Below are 15,440 nucleotides of genomic sequence, written 5' to 3'. Positions count from 1 at the left end.
CTAGAGCCATAAATATTTACCGATATTTGATTCTAATTTTCGGTATTGAAGGTTAACCATGCATTTATCCAATCTCCTCAAGTCTTTTATGTTAGTACTTACACTTTCTGGTTGCCAAAATGTACAGACCAATAGCAAAGTGATTGCTACCGCATTTGATACATCAACGCATTTTCAGCGATTATTTTTAGATCATTTTGCTCCTGAAGATGTGTTTGTTACAGCTAATGTAAGTTATCAAAAAGACCCTCAACTCAGTTTAGATATTTATCAAAGTAAAGATATACAACAACTTGGAAAACGACCAACCATTGTTTGGATTCATGGTGGTGGTTGGGTATCTGGTGCCAAAGATAAAGCGAGAGGATATTTTAAATTACTAGCAGCGCAAGGTTATAATGTCGTTTCGGTACAATATACCTTTGCGCCTGAAGCTGTGTATCCAACGCAACTGCATGAAATTAACAATGCCTTGGCGTTTCTAACCCAACATTCAAAACAATATAATATTGATACAAATCAAATGTTTTTAGCAGGGGACTCTGCAGGTGCAAATCTTGCCAGTCATTACGCAGCCTTGCTTAGTAACCCCACGTTTGCGCAACAATCAGAATTCACAGTAAAGATTCAAGCAAATCAGTTGAAAGGATTGATCTTGCATTGTGGAATTTATGATATGAATGCTTTTGTGAATACTGCACCTGATGAAATGAAGTTGATCGAATGGGGCGTGAATACGCTTGTTCAAGCATATACAGGCAATCAAAAAGACAATGCCGACTATTTAAAACGCATTTCTCCTGCACAGCATCTCACTTTGCAATATCCACCCGTCTTTATTAGTGGTGGCAATAAAGATTTTCTGACAGATACGCAATCGATGCCATTTGTAAAAGCATTACAAGAAAAAAAGATACCTGTGGAAGCTGTATTTTATCCAAATTCGAAAGAATGGTTAGTGCATGAATATCAATTTTTCTTGATCAATAAAGCCAGTCGACAGACTTTTGATAAGACCATTCAATTTATAGAACAATATCGTCAGACCCAAGAAGGCATATCATAATGACTTCATATTTATGCTATATATTTCAATATTCTAGAATGCGCCTTTGACCATTTTTCTATAGCAATAAATTCGTCATAATTTTTCCATTTAAACCAAACTGTCATAAAAGGATGTTATATCTATAGAAAAGCCTAAAGAGTTGAATCGATGGATATTAGTGTCAAAAAAGTGAATAAACGTATTGACGAATTTTTAGAATCTGGTCAAAAACCTCAAATATTAGAAATAGGCTATAAAACGTTTTCAAAATTGATGAATGAAGATAAATTTGTGAATGCACTTAAGAAAGATCAAGAAGATCCAATGCTTAGATTTTATAAAGATATTAAAATTAAGATGGTGACAGAGAAACATCACTTTTTAGTCAAGTAAGTTAAGACTGTGCATAGGATATGTTGATTTTGGCTTGATCCAAGAACAATATATCCATTTTTTTAAATTTAATCAGTTACTTATCCTAATACAAAGTTCTAAACACATTTCCAAATCAAATCTTTATTTATAAACAGTTATTCATAAAATAATAAATTTCAATTACTTGAGATATAGTTCGCTTTAATTCTCCTTTGAAAAAATCTTAGACTTTTTTGCATAAAAGTTTTGGGATTTTTTAGAAATAAAATCAATAATTTATAGTTATTTTGGAAATATATTCAGTTCCTATCTTTATCATTTTTTCCCTATATACTTGTTTTATCATTATAAAAAATCGTTATTTTGCGATAAAACTATTTCGCAAACAAATCTAAATATCAATGGATCTTCTAAATACATAAAGGTCGCATTTCATACAAAAGGCTAGCAAAAAGGTCTCAGAAGGACACAGTTAAAAGTGTTAGATTCTAAATACAGATTTCAATGAGTCAGTCTTAAGGTGATGTATGAAACTTTTAAAAATTATCGGTGTTGGTCTTATAGCTGGATATTGCTATAAAAAAGTTAAAGCGAAAAAAGCAGAAGCTAAACACAGTAAATCTGCAGAAAGTGAAAATTCTTTAGCTTAACTAATAAATTGTATTTAAAAGCTATTTGAGAACTTCGTGTAAATCACGAAGTTTTCTTATTCATGTTTGGAATAGTAGAAAATTTTTTTAATCTAGAAAATATAAAATTCACGTTCTTTTTGTTTTGTTAAATGAGAAATTTTTGATCTTTAATCGCCGTTTTATCAATAAGTGTTTTGGAATGAGGCTGAACTATTTTATCAAACGATAAATAATAATGATTCTTATTTATTTTATATCTTATGTGTTGTTTTCATATGCTCAGTAAAAATATACGACTAAGGTATAATCTTTTTAAGGAAAATTTAATTTTTTTGCTATTTTTATTTCTAAAAATATTACAAATTATAACAAAGTATTATAAAATAAATCAGGATTTGTTTTGTGATGTCATATAATGGAAATATTAAAATTTATTAGAAGTTTCAATAACTTAAATACGTATTTACTCTTATCAATTACCATTCTTATGGTGTTGGTGTCTTTTTTCTATTTTGTTAACCCCAGTTAATAAAGAAAATTATTCTAAAAGGAGAAATGTTTACTAAACATTTCTCCTTTTTTATTGGCTTAATCCATACTTTTTATTTTTATAGCAATTTAAAAAAAATATGAGTATTTACCTATTTTTAATATTTTTAGCAAAATAATTTCTATTTAAAGTTTGGTTTTTCTTGCATACTCAATTAACATACCAACCAACTGGTATGTTAATTGAGTCGTGGTGATGAATTCTTTATTATTCGCATATATTTTATTGGGCTTCGCGATCATTTCAGAAGTGACAGGTTCAACATTTTTAGTCAAATCAGAAGGCTTTACAAAATTATGGCCTTCTTTGGCTGTGATTGTATTGTTTAGTTTAGCTTTCTATCTATTGTCACAAGTGATTAAAGTGATTCCTTTAGGTATCGCTTATGCAATTTGGGCAGGTGTGGGGATTATTTTAACTGCAATTATTGGCTATTTTGTGTTTAAGCAAAGTCTTGATGCTGCCGCAATGATTGGAATTGGTTTAATTGTATCGGGTGTGGTGGTCATTAATTTATTTTCAGCTTCAACTGGTCATTAACATTATTAGTCCAACAGTTTAGGTGAAAATAGAATTGGCGGGAGATAGAAAGATGGAAAATCCACATCAACGTAAAAAAGACCCAGAACGCATCAAGCAATTAATTTTAGACAGTGCAATTCAGCTTGCAGCCGAAAATGGTGTGCAAGGTATGTCTATTCAAAGCGTGGCAACGATGGCAGGCATCACCAAAGGTGGTGTGTTTCATCATTTTGCCAATAAGCAAATTTTGATTAAGGCCATGCTTGAAGAGTTAATTAATCAATTAGATAGAGAAATCAGCACTAAAATTGAAAATGATCCTGTTGAGTACGGCTGTTTTACTCGAGCATATATTGAAGTCACTCTAAGTTCCAGTGTCGGTTTAAACTCTGCATGGGGTGCTTTATGTATGACGGTGATGACCGATAAATCTTTTAGTGAAATGTGGTATCAATGGTTAGACCATCGTTTAACTCAACATGTTACAACAGATCAATCTTTTGATTTAAAAATTTTACGCTATGCAGCAGATGGTGCATGGTTTATTGAAGGTTTAATACCAGAGCCGCAAGAGGATTATGAGACAATAAAACAAGAATTGCTTCTAAGAACTTATCCAAAAGAATAAGAACATAATTTATGTATCATCGATATAAATTAAAAAAACCAAGCCAATGATGATTGACTTGGTTTTACTCATTTAAGATGCATTTTAACAAATTAAATGAGTGTTATTTCTAGCTTATTTATTTCTTGTTCATTTACTTTTCAATAAATAACTGAGAAATCAGACATTATCCAAAGTCATTAAACTGGCATTACCACCTGCGGCTGCGGTATTAATGCTAATCGCACGTTCAATCACTAACCGTTCAAGCGGAATAGATTCACTTGGATCATTGAGATGAGTAATGCCGATTATTGCACCTTGTCGTTGCGCAAGAATACTTTGTAATCGCATTAAGTTTTTCGAAGAATCTTGATGAATCACTGCATCGAACTCACCTGATTTTAGATCATTGGTCATGGTAAATTGTTGCTTGAGTGCTTTTGGCATGCTTTGAATCATTTTAAGCGCAAGTGCGTGATCATTCAAAATACAGACCTTCGCTCCAACCGCTAAAATTGCATTGAATTGGTTCAATAATCCATATTCATCATTCGAAATTGCCAATACATGAGATCTCGCAACCACTTGATATTGGTTCAATTCACCCGTAGGACCAGGAAGTTCATACAGCGCAATAGGTGATTGATAATGTTGCAAAGTATGTTGCGGATAGTTTTGTGCAACCCATGTTTTAAACTGACTGTGCATTTCAGGAGCTTTAAGTCCAAATTGCTCAGCAATATTCTTTAAAGTACCAAATGGTTTTTTTGGTAATTCGCTGTGTTGCAACAATTTATACAAATAAATCGGACCACCTGCTTTAGGGCCAGTACCTGATAAGCCTTCACCACCAAAAGGTTGCACACCGACAACAGCACCGACGATATTGCGGTTAATGTATAAATTTCCAACTTCGGCATGTTCAATTGTAGTTTGAATAGTTTCATCAATACGAGTATGTAAGCCCATGGTTAGACCATAACCTTTACTATTGATTTGATTCAATAATTGTTTTAACTCACCATATTTATAAGTGATGATGTGTAATACAGGGCCAAACACTTCACGTTGTAAATCATTTAAATTCGGCAATTCGATCAGTGTTGGAACAATAAACGTGCCTTGGTTTAAGTCACTGCTTGGGGTATTTTCAGCAAGTTGATGTACTGGATAACCTTTGCTACGCATGTTTTCAATATGTTTTTCAATGTTTTGCTGTGCTTCGAAATCAATCACAGGGCCAATGTCGGTTTTTAACGCAACAGGATTGCCCATTTTCAATTGTTGCATTGCACCTTTTAACATTTTGATTAATGTCGCAGCATTATCTTCTTGTACACATAAAATGCGTAGGGCAGAACAACGTTGACCTGCGCTATCGAAAGCTGAGTTCACTGCATCAATCACCACTTGTTCAGTGAGTGCAGATGAGTCTACGATCATGGCATTTTGTCCACCAGTTTCAGCAATTAAAGGAATCGCTTGACCTGATGGGCTGATGCGTTGTGACAAAGTCTTTTGCAGGATTTTCGCAACTTCAGTTGAACCCGTAAACATAATACCTTGAATACGTTCATCTTGACTGAGTTGAGCGCCAACTGTTTCACCACGACCTGGTAGAAGTTGTACTACTGCTTGCGGTATGCCAGCTTCCCATAATATTTGAATCGCCTGTGCTGCAATCAAAGGGGTTTGTTCAGCAGGTTTTGCAATGACAGTATTGCCCGCAACCAATGCTGCTGCAACTTGTCCTGTAAAAATAGCCAATGGGAAATTCCAAGGGCTGATACATAGAATTGTACCGAGTGGCTTGAGTTGTACGTCTTCTGAAATGTGTTGCATTTGAGCAGCATAATAACGTAGGAAATCAACAGCTTCACGAACTTCAGCAATACCATTGCTATAGGTTTTACCACTTTCACGACACAGCAAAACCATCAGCTCTTGTATACGTGATTCCATGATATCAGCAGCTTTTAATAGCGCATCTGCACGAAAATCTTTGTCTGTATTCTTCCAATTCTCAAAAGCTTGATGTGCATTGTTCAGCGCTAAATCAACCTGAGCTGTTTCTGCTTCAATCACATAACCGACAAGATCGTCATGGTTCGATGGATTGCGAATTTCTTGAGTATTTTGTTCTGACAAATCTTGTACATCTAAGTTGTCAACTAAGCTATAACTATTCCATTGATGATGTGAATATTGCTGAACAACCTGATTCAGTTCAGCTAATTCACTGTCATTGGCTAAGTCAATACCTTTAGAATTTTGGCGAATACCTTGGTAAAGATCTTGTGGTAATGGAATAGCAGGGTGCTTTAAGCCAACCGCATGTTCTTTTTGTGCGGTTGCTAAAATTTCTTGAGTTGGATTTTCAATCAAGTCTTCGATTTTAATATTTTTATCAGCAATACGATTTACAAAAGAAGTATTGGCACCATTTTCTAACAAACGACGAACTAAGTACGCCAATAATGTTTCGTGATTTCCTACAGGTGCATAAATACGACAAGGCACGCCTAATTTATTATCAGACTTTTTACCAACGACTTGCTCATACAGTGGTTCGCCCATGCCATGTAGGCATTGGAATTCATATTGTCCTGCATGATAATTACTCGGATCTGCAAGTTCATAAATTGTAGCCAGTGTTTGCGCATTATGCGTCGCAAATTGCGGATAGATATTTTCAGGCGCTGCCAACAACTTTTTAGCACAGGCAATATATGACAAATCAGTATGTACTTTACGTGTAAACACAGGGTAGTCGGACATACCATCAATTTGAGCTTTTTTAATTTCGCTGTCCCAATATGCACCTTTCACCAAACGGATCATCAGACGCTTATTGCTACGTTTTGCCAGATCAACAATATAATCAACTAAATAGAAGCAACGTTTTTGGTAAGCTTGGATGACAAAACCAATACCTTTCCAGCCATCGAGTTGAGGCTCAAAACATAAACGCTCTAAAAGTTCCAACGAAAGCTCTAAACGTTCCGTTTCTTCTGCATCAATGTTTAAACCAATATCGTAGGTTTTAGCGAGCAGTGCTAAATTTAAAATTCTAGGGTAAAGCTCTTGATGCACACGTTCAATTTGTGAACGTTGATAACGAGGGTGTAAAGCGGAAAGTTTGATAGAAATACCCGGACCTGAGTAAACATCTTTACCTTCAGATGCTTTACCAATCGCATGAATCGCTTGGGTATAATCTTCAAAATAACGATCAGCGTCATGTTCAGTCAGTGCTGCTTCACCTAACATGTCATAAGAATAGCGGAAACCTTTGTCTTCAAGCACTTTGGCATGATCCAAAGCCTCTTCAATGGTTTCACCTGTGACAAACTGTTCGCCCATCATGCGCATAGCGACATCAACAGCTTTACGGATGATGCCTTTACCAGTACGGGCAAGGAGAGAGGTTAAAATACTTGAAAGACTGGTTTGTTTTGGTGTTTCCATCAATTTGCCTGTGAGCATTAAGCCCCAAGCCGCAGCATTGACGAACATCAAGTTACTTTGACCTAAATGATCTTTCCAATTGCCTTGATTTATTTTGTCACGGATGAGTAAATCACGTGTTGCACTGTCTGGAATACGCAACAAAGCTTCAGCCAAACACATGAGCGCAATGCCTTCCTGTGAAGAAAGCGAAAACTCTTGTAATAAGCCTTGAACGATCCCTGCTTTACCCGATGAACTTTTGCGATCACGCAAACTATGCGCTAAATTGAAAGCAATATCATAAATTTTTTGATTCAATTCTTGATCAATTTGCGTCTGTTCTAGCAAATGTTCTACACACTCAGGCTCAGAGCGACGCCATGCAGTGTTGATTGCTACTTCATGATCATTTTTATCTTTGAATTCAGTAATATAATCTAAACTAGCGGGAGCGTAATCGGTATGAGGGAAACTTTCAATGCTACTCATGTCAACATCCTGTGACTTGTTAAAACTTTGAGTTGAATTTACAACTTTATATAATTTATGATTACAAAATATTTAACGAATAACTCACTATAATTTCCCTATTTTTTAGAGAATAATTCATATGAATAGCGATATTTTAAGCCTAGACCGTATAGATATTAAAATTTTAGATATCTTGCAAAAAGATGGTCGTATTTCCAATATCAAACTTGCAGAAGCGGTGAACCTGTCACCGACTGCGGCTTTGGCAAGAGTGCAAAAGTTGGGGAATGAAGGTTTTATTCTAGGTTACGAAGCTAAACTCAATTATGAGAAGCTAAATTCGAATTTTGTGGTTTTTGTGGAAATTCTTTTAGATAAAACAACACCCAATGTTTTAGATGAATTTTCGTATGCTGTTGTGCAATATCCAGAAATCATGGCGTGTCATATGATTAGTGGAGGGTTTGATTTTCTGGTGAAAATTCGCTGTAAGAATATGGAAGAGTTTCGACGTATTTCAGGTCAAATTCTATGGCAATTGCCCGGAGTAAAAGAAACACGAAGCTATCCAGTGATGGAAGTGATTAAAGACAGTTCGCAGATTTATTTGAATAATAAAATTAAGTAAGGTCGTTATTGTGCATGTACATATTATCGATCTAGTAAATTCAACTATAGCTACAGGTTTTATTTTCAATATTCAAAATTAAAGGGGCTTGCGCCCCTAAAATTTATTTTAAATTATTAGGGTCTGTAGACAATTCGTCTATGTTTGCGACTATGAGTGTTTTTTAGGCGATACTAGGCGTGAAATACGAAATTTAGTCATTCTAAATGAGTAGTTCACAACAACGTAGCGTCAAAAAACACTCTAGTCCCGAAGGGTTGTGGCTAAAATTATCTCAGCCTTCGTTATGAAACTTGAAAATAGTCTCGCTATTCTCTTCGTTTCATTCCTCGTCTGCTCAATTTTAGCCTACAACGCAAGCCATTTATGAAATGTCAACAGACCCTAAGTTATTACTTAATTCATTTCACGATCATAGATTTGTTCAGCTTTTTCAAAACGATCAACAACATCCTGTTGTGGCGCTTTGCCCATTAAACTGACAACCACGATGCTGATAAAGGACAAGATGAAGCCCGGTACGATTTCATATAAACCCGTATCGGCCATGGTGTTTTTCCAAAGAATAACCGTTACCGCACCAACGATCATACCGACTAATGCGCCATTTAAAGTCATACGCTTCCAAAACACTGAAAGAATAATCAATGGACCAAATGCAGCACCAAAACCAGCCCAAGCGTATGAAACTAAACCAAGCACTTTACTTTCAGGGTTCATGGCTAACAAAATCGCTAATACAGCAATTGCAAATACCATGAAACGTCCAACCCAAACCAATTCTTTTTGCGAAGCATTTTTACGTAAAAACGCTTTGTATAAATCTTCAGTTAATGCACTTGAACAAACTAAAAGCTGACAGCTGAGTGTACTCATTACAGCGGCTAAAATTGCTGCTAAAATTACACCTGCAACCCATGGATTAAATAGAACTTTAGTCAATTCCATAAACACAGTTTCAGGGTTTTTTGCCACGATTGCAGCAGCAGGAATATCAGGATTTGCTTGGAAATATGCAATACCAACATAACCCACAGCAACAGCACCTGCTAAGCAAAGAATCATCCAAGCCATACCAATGCGACGTGCATTTGGAATCGATTTTACCGAATCTGCTGCCATGAAACGCACTAAAATATGAGGTTGACCAAAATAACCTAATCCCCAAGCCATTGATGAAATGATCGCAATAGCACTTACACCACTAAACATACTGGCAGCGTGTGGGCGAGCAGTTTCGATTAATTGGTTTACATGTTGTAGATCACCAATCGCTAAGAAAGTCATAATCGGTGCAAGCAACAGTGCAAAAATCATTAAGCCTGCTTGGAAAGTATCTGTCCAGCTAATCGCTAAGAAACCGCCAATACAAACATAACTCATTGTTGCAATCGCACTTACCCATAGTGCAGTGGTGTAATCCATCGCAAAAATACTTTCGAATAATCGTGCGCCTGCAACCATACCCGATGCACAATAAATACCGAAAAAGATTAGAATTACCAATGCCGAGATAATGCGAAGAACTTTCTTTTTATCTCCAAAACGACTGGTAAAATAATCGGGTAAGGTGAGTGCATTATTCTGGACTTCCGTATGTACACGTAAACGTCCTGCAACTAAATACCAGTTGAACCATGCACCGATGATTAAACCAATTGCAATCCATGATTCAGAGAGCCCCGTAAGATAAATTGCGCCCGGCAAGCCCATGAGTAACCAACCACTCATGTCAGAAGCACCTGCTGAAAGTGCAGTTACAAAGCTACCTAAGCTTCGACCACCCAAAATATAATCTGAGAAATCTGTGGTTCTTCTATATGCATATAATCCAATACAAACCATTGCGATGATATAAAAAATAAAAGTAACCACTGTGGGGTTAAGTGAGTCCATAATCAATCCTTTTCCATTTGGGACATATTATCCAAGCATTATTTTTTTATAGCTACACATTTAGGTGCAGATTCTTCCATAAAATGAAAAAAAATCGCTGTAATTTTTATAGGGTGATTATGAGAGCATTATGTATCTGAATGTACATTTAGATACAATTGAAAATATCGAGCAGAATGGATTATTTTTTCATCAGGAAAAATATTGTCTAAATATCAACTTTACACAAAGTTACAAAGGCTACATGTATTAATATTCCAATAAGAAATTTTATCGAAAAGATGTATTTTGCTAATACAGAAACAGATTAAAAGGAATATGATTTAGCTGTTGCACACCTACAGTGCATTATTAGAGTAAATGCAAATGGAATTAGAAACGGTTCAAGCAGAAACAACGAGAATAGAAAAAGATTTACTGGGTGCTAAAGAAGTACCATTAGATAGTTATTACGGTATACACACGATCAGAGCCTTAGAAAACTTTAAAATCTCTAAACATACGGTTGGAGAACAGAGTTTTTTTATCCGTGCATTGGCGCAAGTGAAAAAGGCTTCTGCGCAAACCAATCAGCAATTTGATAAAATTTCAGCAGAAACCAGTAAGGCTATACAAAATGCCTGTGATCAATTGATTCAGCACCCTGAACAATGGCGAGAGTCGTTTCCGTCAGATGTGTTTCAAGGTGGTGCAGGTACATCAATCAATATGAATGCGAATGAGGTGATTGCAAATATTGCCTTAGAATCTCTAGGCTATTCCAAAGGTCGGTATGACATTATCCACCCGAATGATCATGTAAATAAATCACAATCAACCAATGATGTTTATCCAACAGCATTACGTTTAGCGACTTATTATTCATTGGATTTATTATTTGAAAAAATAAATCAATTAATTCACTCATTGCTTATTAAATCGGCTGAATTCCAACATGTTTTAAAAATGGGACGCACTCAATTACAAGATGCAGTACCAATGACTTTAGGACAAGAGTTTCATGCCTTTGCAACCTTATTAAAAGAAGATGTACGTTTAATTAAAAAAACGCGTGAATTATTATTAGAAATTAATTTAGGTGCTACAGCGATTGGTACTGGTGTAAATACACCACATGGTTATGCTGCACAAGTCAATCAAAACTTAAAATTAATCACAGGTTTAAATTTAATTGGTGCGGAAGATTATGTAGAAGCGACAAGTGACTGTGGTGTATTTATTTTACTTTCAAGTACACTAAAACGCTTAGCCGTTAAACTTTCTAAAATTTGTAATGATTTACGGTTACTCAGTTCTGGGCCGCGTACAGGTTTATGGGAAATTCGTCTACCAGAATTACAAGCTGGTTCATCGATTATGCCTGCAAAAGTGAATCCAGTGATTCCAGAAGTGGTAAATCAAATTGCTTTTAAAGTGATTGGTAATGATCTAACGATTACTTTTGCAGCAGAAGCAGGGCAATTGCAACTGAATGTGATGGAGCCAGTGATTGCAGTTTCGTTAAATGAATCTATTGAATTGTTAATCAATGGTATCCAGACTTTGGATGAAAAATGTATCCAAGGTGTTGTTGCCAACGAACAAACTTGTTTTGGTTCAGTGATGCGCAGTGTTGGTATCATCACATTACTTGACCCTATTTTAGGTCATGCAAAATGTGATGAAATCGGTAAACAATGTATTGCTGAGAATAAAACCATTCAAGAAGTAGTACTTGAGCAAGGATTGTTAACCCAAGAACAACTAGATCAAATCTTCTCGTTTGAGAATATGCTTTCTGAAATTGCAGTTCAACCGTATGAAGAAGTTGAAAAAGCAGGTTAATTGTTTTAGCTAAAAATAATAGACATGTTTAAACGGCACTTCGGTGTCGTTTTTATTGTTTAGATTATTTTAAGTATTACATAATAAAGGCCTGTATAAACAGACCTTTATTGTTTTAAATCATAACGAGCAATATATGTTGGCGTTAATGATCATGATGTAGATATTTAGGTTGTTTTGGCAACTGCATACTACAGAATAAACAAATAATGAGCATCACAATTACATAAACGAAAAATGTATTTTCCATTCCTATGTCTTTCAGTTTTAATGCGACCGCAGGCGCCGAACCACCAAATATTGCATTACCCACAGCATAAGCAAAACCTACACCTAAGGCGCGAATATACGGAGGGAACATTTCTGCTTTAACCAATCCGCTGATCGAAGTATAGAAGCTAAGTAAGAACATAAGGAATATCAGTAATAGTGTCACAATCACTGCCGAATTGTGGAAGTACGGCATCGCAATAACCATCACAGGGTAGATGAAAATTGCACAAGTGATACTAAACAACATCATGGATGCACGGCGTCCAATTCGATCTGAAAGTATTCCGAATAAAGGTTGAGCACACATAAAGACAAAGAGTGCAATGGTCATCATATAACCCACCGTTTTATCGTCAAAACCTAAACTGGTGATGTAGGTTTTTGAATAAACGGTAATGATGTAGAAACAAAGTGAACCAGCAGAGGTATAACCAACAACCAAAAGGAATGTTTTCCAGTTATGTTTAAATAACTCTTTTAAACTTCCTGAACCTTCTTTTTTACTTTCATCTTCAGACAGTGTTTCTTTTAAATGACGACGAGCAAAGAACGATAAAATTGCAACGACCCCACCTACGATAAAAGGAATACGCCATCCGCCATCCATCAATTGCTCTTTAGACATCAACGCCAACATGAGTACGCCTAAGGCACTGGCAAGAAGCTGACCTCCTGATAACGTAACATATTGAAAAGAAGAGTAAAAACCACGCTGTCCTTTGAGTGCAACCTCACTCATATAAGTTGCTACTGTGCCATATTCACCACCAACAGAAAGCCCTTGAAGTAAACGAACTGCAAGTAATAAGAATGGAGCGGCCATCCCAACTTGTTCATAAGTAGGTAGAGCTGCAAATAAAAATGAACTGATGGCCATCAATGTGATGGAAATAATCATGGATTTTTTACGACCATAGGTATCTCCAATCCATCCAAATAACCAACTACCAAGAGGACGCATAAAGAAACTGGCAGCGAAAACGCCCCATACATAAATTGCTTTAGAGGCGTCACTCATATCGGGTGCAGTTAAAGCGTGGGTGAAATAGATTGCAAATGCGGCATAGATATAGAAATCAAACCATTCGACTAAATTCCCCGAAGCAGCCCCAACAATTGCCATGACACGATCACGCTTTTCATGTGGGTGATAGTTATGTGTTTCACTCATAAAATATCCTTATCGTTGTGATAAATCTTGTGTTTCGAAAATGGCAGGGATTCTCAAACTTTTGTTATTTTAGGTTTAAATATTTTAGGTATTTTTATTTTGAACAAAAAAATACAGCTAAAAACATATTCATCTAAAAAAGTATGCACTTTTATTCTTGTTTTTATTTTCATATTGTGAGAATTGTATAGGAATAATTGGTGATTTTTTTATCATTTTTATTAAAATACTAAATCTGCAATGATCTGGCAATAGATGAACATGTGTCATAGATGAGCAATCTAAAGGTCAATTTTAGAATAAATAAGTGTTGAATCTGCTTATGCCTAGATATATAGGTGTTTTAGACAGTTATTGAAATGCTAAAGGTGGCTAAATTTCTGCCACCTTTTATTTTTTGAATGCATCTATTGTTAAAATTAATGTAATTTCTTTAATTTTTAACTTACTTTATTTAAGAATGCAGAGATTTCACGACCAAATTTTACAGGTTCAGTGATGAGTGGTGTATGACCTGATCGTTTGAAAATAACATTTTCTGCATGATTCAAAGTTGTAGAGACTTGGACTTGACCTGTTGCAGGGTACAAAGTTGATTTTTCACCAATAAAAAAGGTCGTCGGACAGTTCAATTTTGCAATCGCTTCACGATAATCTTCATCATGATTTAAATAATTATCGATATACCAAGTGAGATAATCCATACGTTTCATTGGCAGTAAATATTTTTGTAATTGTGGATGTTTTAACGCCAAATTAAATATAAAAGGGCTGATTTTATTACTACCTTGCAATTTAATAAAATTTGCCCACATTTGAACCAATTCAGTTCTTGGTGTAATCGGTAAGTCATCAACTAAACGATAATTTGAATTTTGATGGAGCAAGTCGGAGAAGTCTTGAAGTAAGCGTTTAAATTTAGAATGTTTTTTGCCAAATAATCCAAATTCCCATGTATCGTCAGTCGGGATTTTAGGTGTTTGATCAATGTGTAAATAGGCTTTTAATTGATGCTGTAAGTTGCCATATTGCATACCATGCATGGCAGTGGTCGCACCCATAGAATAACCCATGAGAATAAAGTCATTTAAATTAATCTGTTGAATTAAACTTTCTACATCACGCCAATGATTGTGAATCGCATCCAGATCTTGCGGAATTTTACAGTTATTCGAACCGCCAAAGCCACGCCAATCGGGGATATAGAATTTATATTGTTTAATATTGGGTAATAGGAAAGGAAGCCATTGCCAACTTTGCATACCTAAACCTGAAAGTACAAGAACAGGTTCTCCTTGACCGATTTCACGAACAAATAAATGTTCACCATCAGGCATTGTGTAATATGGCATATTGCACCTTATGTATTCTCTTGATTTTCAAATATTTTAAGTTGAGAAATGACTTGTTTTAGCCAATTGATCCAACCATTTTCTAAGTCTATTCCCAATTGTAAAATCATTTTATGAATATATAAAGTACGGTCTTGGTCATCTGTATGTGCAAAATCTTTGGCAAAAATCTGTTGATATAGTTTTAAATTTTCACGATGCAATTCTAAGTGCCGCTCTAATTCTGGTAACACAGAATTACCACCGAGTTGAGCTTCTACACGTAAACGCACCATAATTTCTTCACGTAGTTGGGCAGGTTGTCCTTGCTTGACCAGCCATTCTGTTAATTCAATGCGCCCAAGTTGTTCAACTTGATAGGTTTTCTTACGACCTGTATCGGCTTGATCTTCTAAAGTCGAGATCCAACCTTTTTTTTGCATACCATTGAGTTCACGATAAATCTGTTGGTGTGTTGCATTCCAAAAGAAACCCATTGAGCGATCAAAACGGCGAGCTAATTCAAAACCTGTACTTGGCTTTTCAATCAAACTTGTCAATAAAACATGGGCTAATGACATTTTCGTTATATTTCGCAAATAAAATGGATGTGCAGTCATTATGCAACATGTTGCATAAAAATCAAATCTCGATTATAA

The 15,440-nt window shown here is 35.5% G+C and carries 13 protein-coding genes; 8 read left to right on the top strand and 5 right to left on the bottom strand.

What is annotated here, in order from left to right:
* Positions 1–58: 58 nt before the first annotated feature.
* The 6 genes from GGG_RS0102255 (at position 59) to GGG_RS0102235 (ending at position 3,755) form a co-directional block, all read left to right on the top strand.
* Positions 59–1,066, top strand: coding sequence for an alpha/beta hydrolase (locus tag GGG_RS0102255; protein WP_010111732.1), 1,008 nt, complete (start codon positions 59–61; stop codon positions 1,064–1,066).
* Positions 1,067–1,216: 150 nt separating this feature from the next.
* Positions 1,217–1,441 (top strand): hypothetical protein, encoded by a 225-nt coding sequence (locus GGG_RS0102250; RefSeq protein WP_010111730.1) that lies wholly within the window; start codon positions 1,217–1,219, stop codon positions 1,439–1,441.
* Positions 1,442–1,950: 509 nt separating this feature from the next.
* Positions 1,951–2,073, top strand: coding sequence for a hypothetical protein (locus GGG_RS21520; protein WP_264650118.1), 123 nt, complete (start codon positions 1,951–1,953; stop codon positions 2,071–2,073).
* A gap of 397 nt (positions 2,074–2,470) precedes the next feature.
* Positions 2,471–2,584, top strand: a complete 114-nt coding sequence (locus GGG_RS21295) for a hypothetical protein (RefSeq protein WP_227500476.1) — start codon at positions 2,471–2,473, stop codon at positions 2,582–2,584.
* 216 nt (positions 2,585–2,800) lie between these two features.
* A complete protein-coding gene (locus GGG_RS0102240) occupies positions 2,801–3,145 on the top strand; it encodes an SMR family transporter (RefSeq protein ID WP_010111728.1) in 345 nt (114 codons plus the stop codon).
* A gap of 52 nt (positions 3,146–3,197) precedes the next feature.
* Complete coding sequence (locus GGG_RS0102235; RefSeq protein ID WP_010111726.1) at positions 3,198–3,755, top strand: TetR/AcrR family transcriptional regulator; 558 nt, start codon at positions 3,198–3,200, stop codon at positions 3,753–3,755.
* Between the two features lie 159 nt (positions 3,756–3,914).
* Here the strand turns inward: GGG_RS0102235 and putA are convergent, their stop codons facing one another.
* Positions 3,915–7,676 carry a trifunctional transcriptional regulator/proline dehydrogenase/L-glutamate gamma-semialdehyde dehydrogenase gene (putA, locus tag GGG_RS0102230; RefSeq protein ID WP_010111724.1) on the bottom strand — a complete coding sequence of 1,254 codons (3,762 nt, stop codon included), beginning with the start codon at positions 7,674–7,676 and terminating at the stop codon, positions 3,915–3,917.
* Positions 7,677–7,797: 121 nt separating this feature from the next.
* Between putA and GGG_RS0102225 the strand changes: the two genes are divergently transcribed.
* Positions 7,798–8,286: an Lrp/AsnC ligand binding domain-containing protein gene (locus tag GGG_RS0102225; protein WP_010111721.1), complete on the top strand. Its 489-nt coding sequence runs from the start codon at positions 7,798–7,800 to the stop codon at positions 8,284–8,286.
* 396 nt (positions 8,287–8,682) lie between these two features.
* Here GGG_RS0102225 and putP read toward each other — a convergent pair whose 3' ends face one another.
* A complete protein-coding gene (putP, locus tag GGG_RS0102220) occupies positions 8,683–10,182 on the bottom strand; it encodes a sodium/proline symporter PutP (protein WP_010111719.1) in 1,500 nt (499 codons plus the stop codon).
* Between the two features lie 366 nt (positions 10,183–10,548).
* On the opposite strand from putP, the gene aspA reads away from it, so the two are divergent.
* A complete protein-coding gene (gene aspA, locus GGG_RS0102215; RefSeq protein ID WP_010111717.1) occupies positions 10,549–12,006 on the top strand; it encodes an aspartate ammonia-lyase in 1,458 nt (485 codons plus the stop codon).
* A gap of 145 nt (positions 12,007–12,151) precedes the next feature.
* Here aspA and GGG_RS0102210 read toward each other — a convergent pair whose 3' ends face one another.
* The 3 genes from GGG_RS0102210 to GGG_RS0102200 form a co-directional block, all read right to left on the bottom strand.
* Positions 12,152–13,450: an MFS transporter gene (locus tag GGG_RS0102210; RefSeq protein ID WP_010111715.1), complete on the bottom strand. Its 1,299-nt coding sequence runs from the start codon at positions 13,448–13,450 to the stop codon at positions 12,152–12,154.
* A 440-nt stretch (positions 13,451–13,890) separates the two neighbouring features.
* A complete protein-coding gene (locus GGG_RS0102205) occupies positions 13,891–14,802 on the bottom strand; it encodes an alpha/beta fold hydrolase (RefSeq protein ID WP_010111712.1) in 912 nt (303 codons plus the stop codon).
* An 8-nt stretch (positions 14,803–14,810) separates the two neighbouring features.
* Positions 14,811–15,362 (bottom strand): PadR family transcriptional regulator, encoded by a 552-nt coding sequence (locus tag GGG_RS0102200; RefSeq protein WP_010111710.1) that lies wholly within the window; start codon positions 15,360–15,362, stop codon positions 14,811–14,813.
* Positions 15,363–15,440 lie beyond the last annotated feature (78 nt).

Origin of the sequence: Acinetobacter sp. P8-3-8, assembly GCF_000214135.1 — a bacterium.
Lineage (GTDB): Bacteria > Pseudomonadota > Gammaproteobacteria > Pseudomonadales > Moraxellaceae > Acinetobacter.
This window is presented reverse-complemented; position numbering and strand designations above follow the sequence as displayed.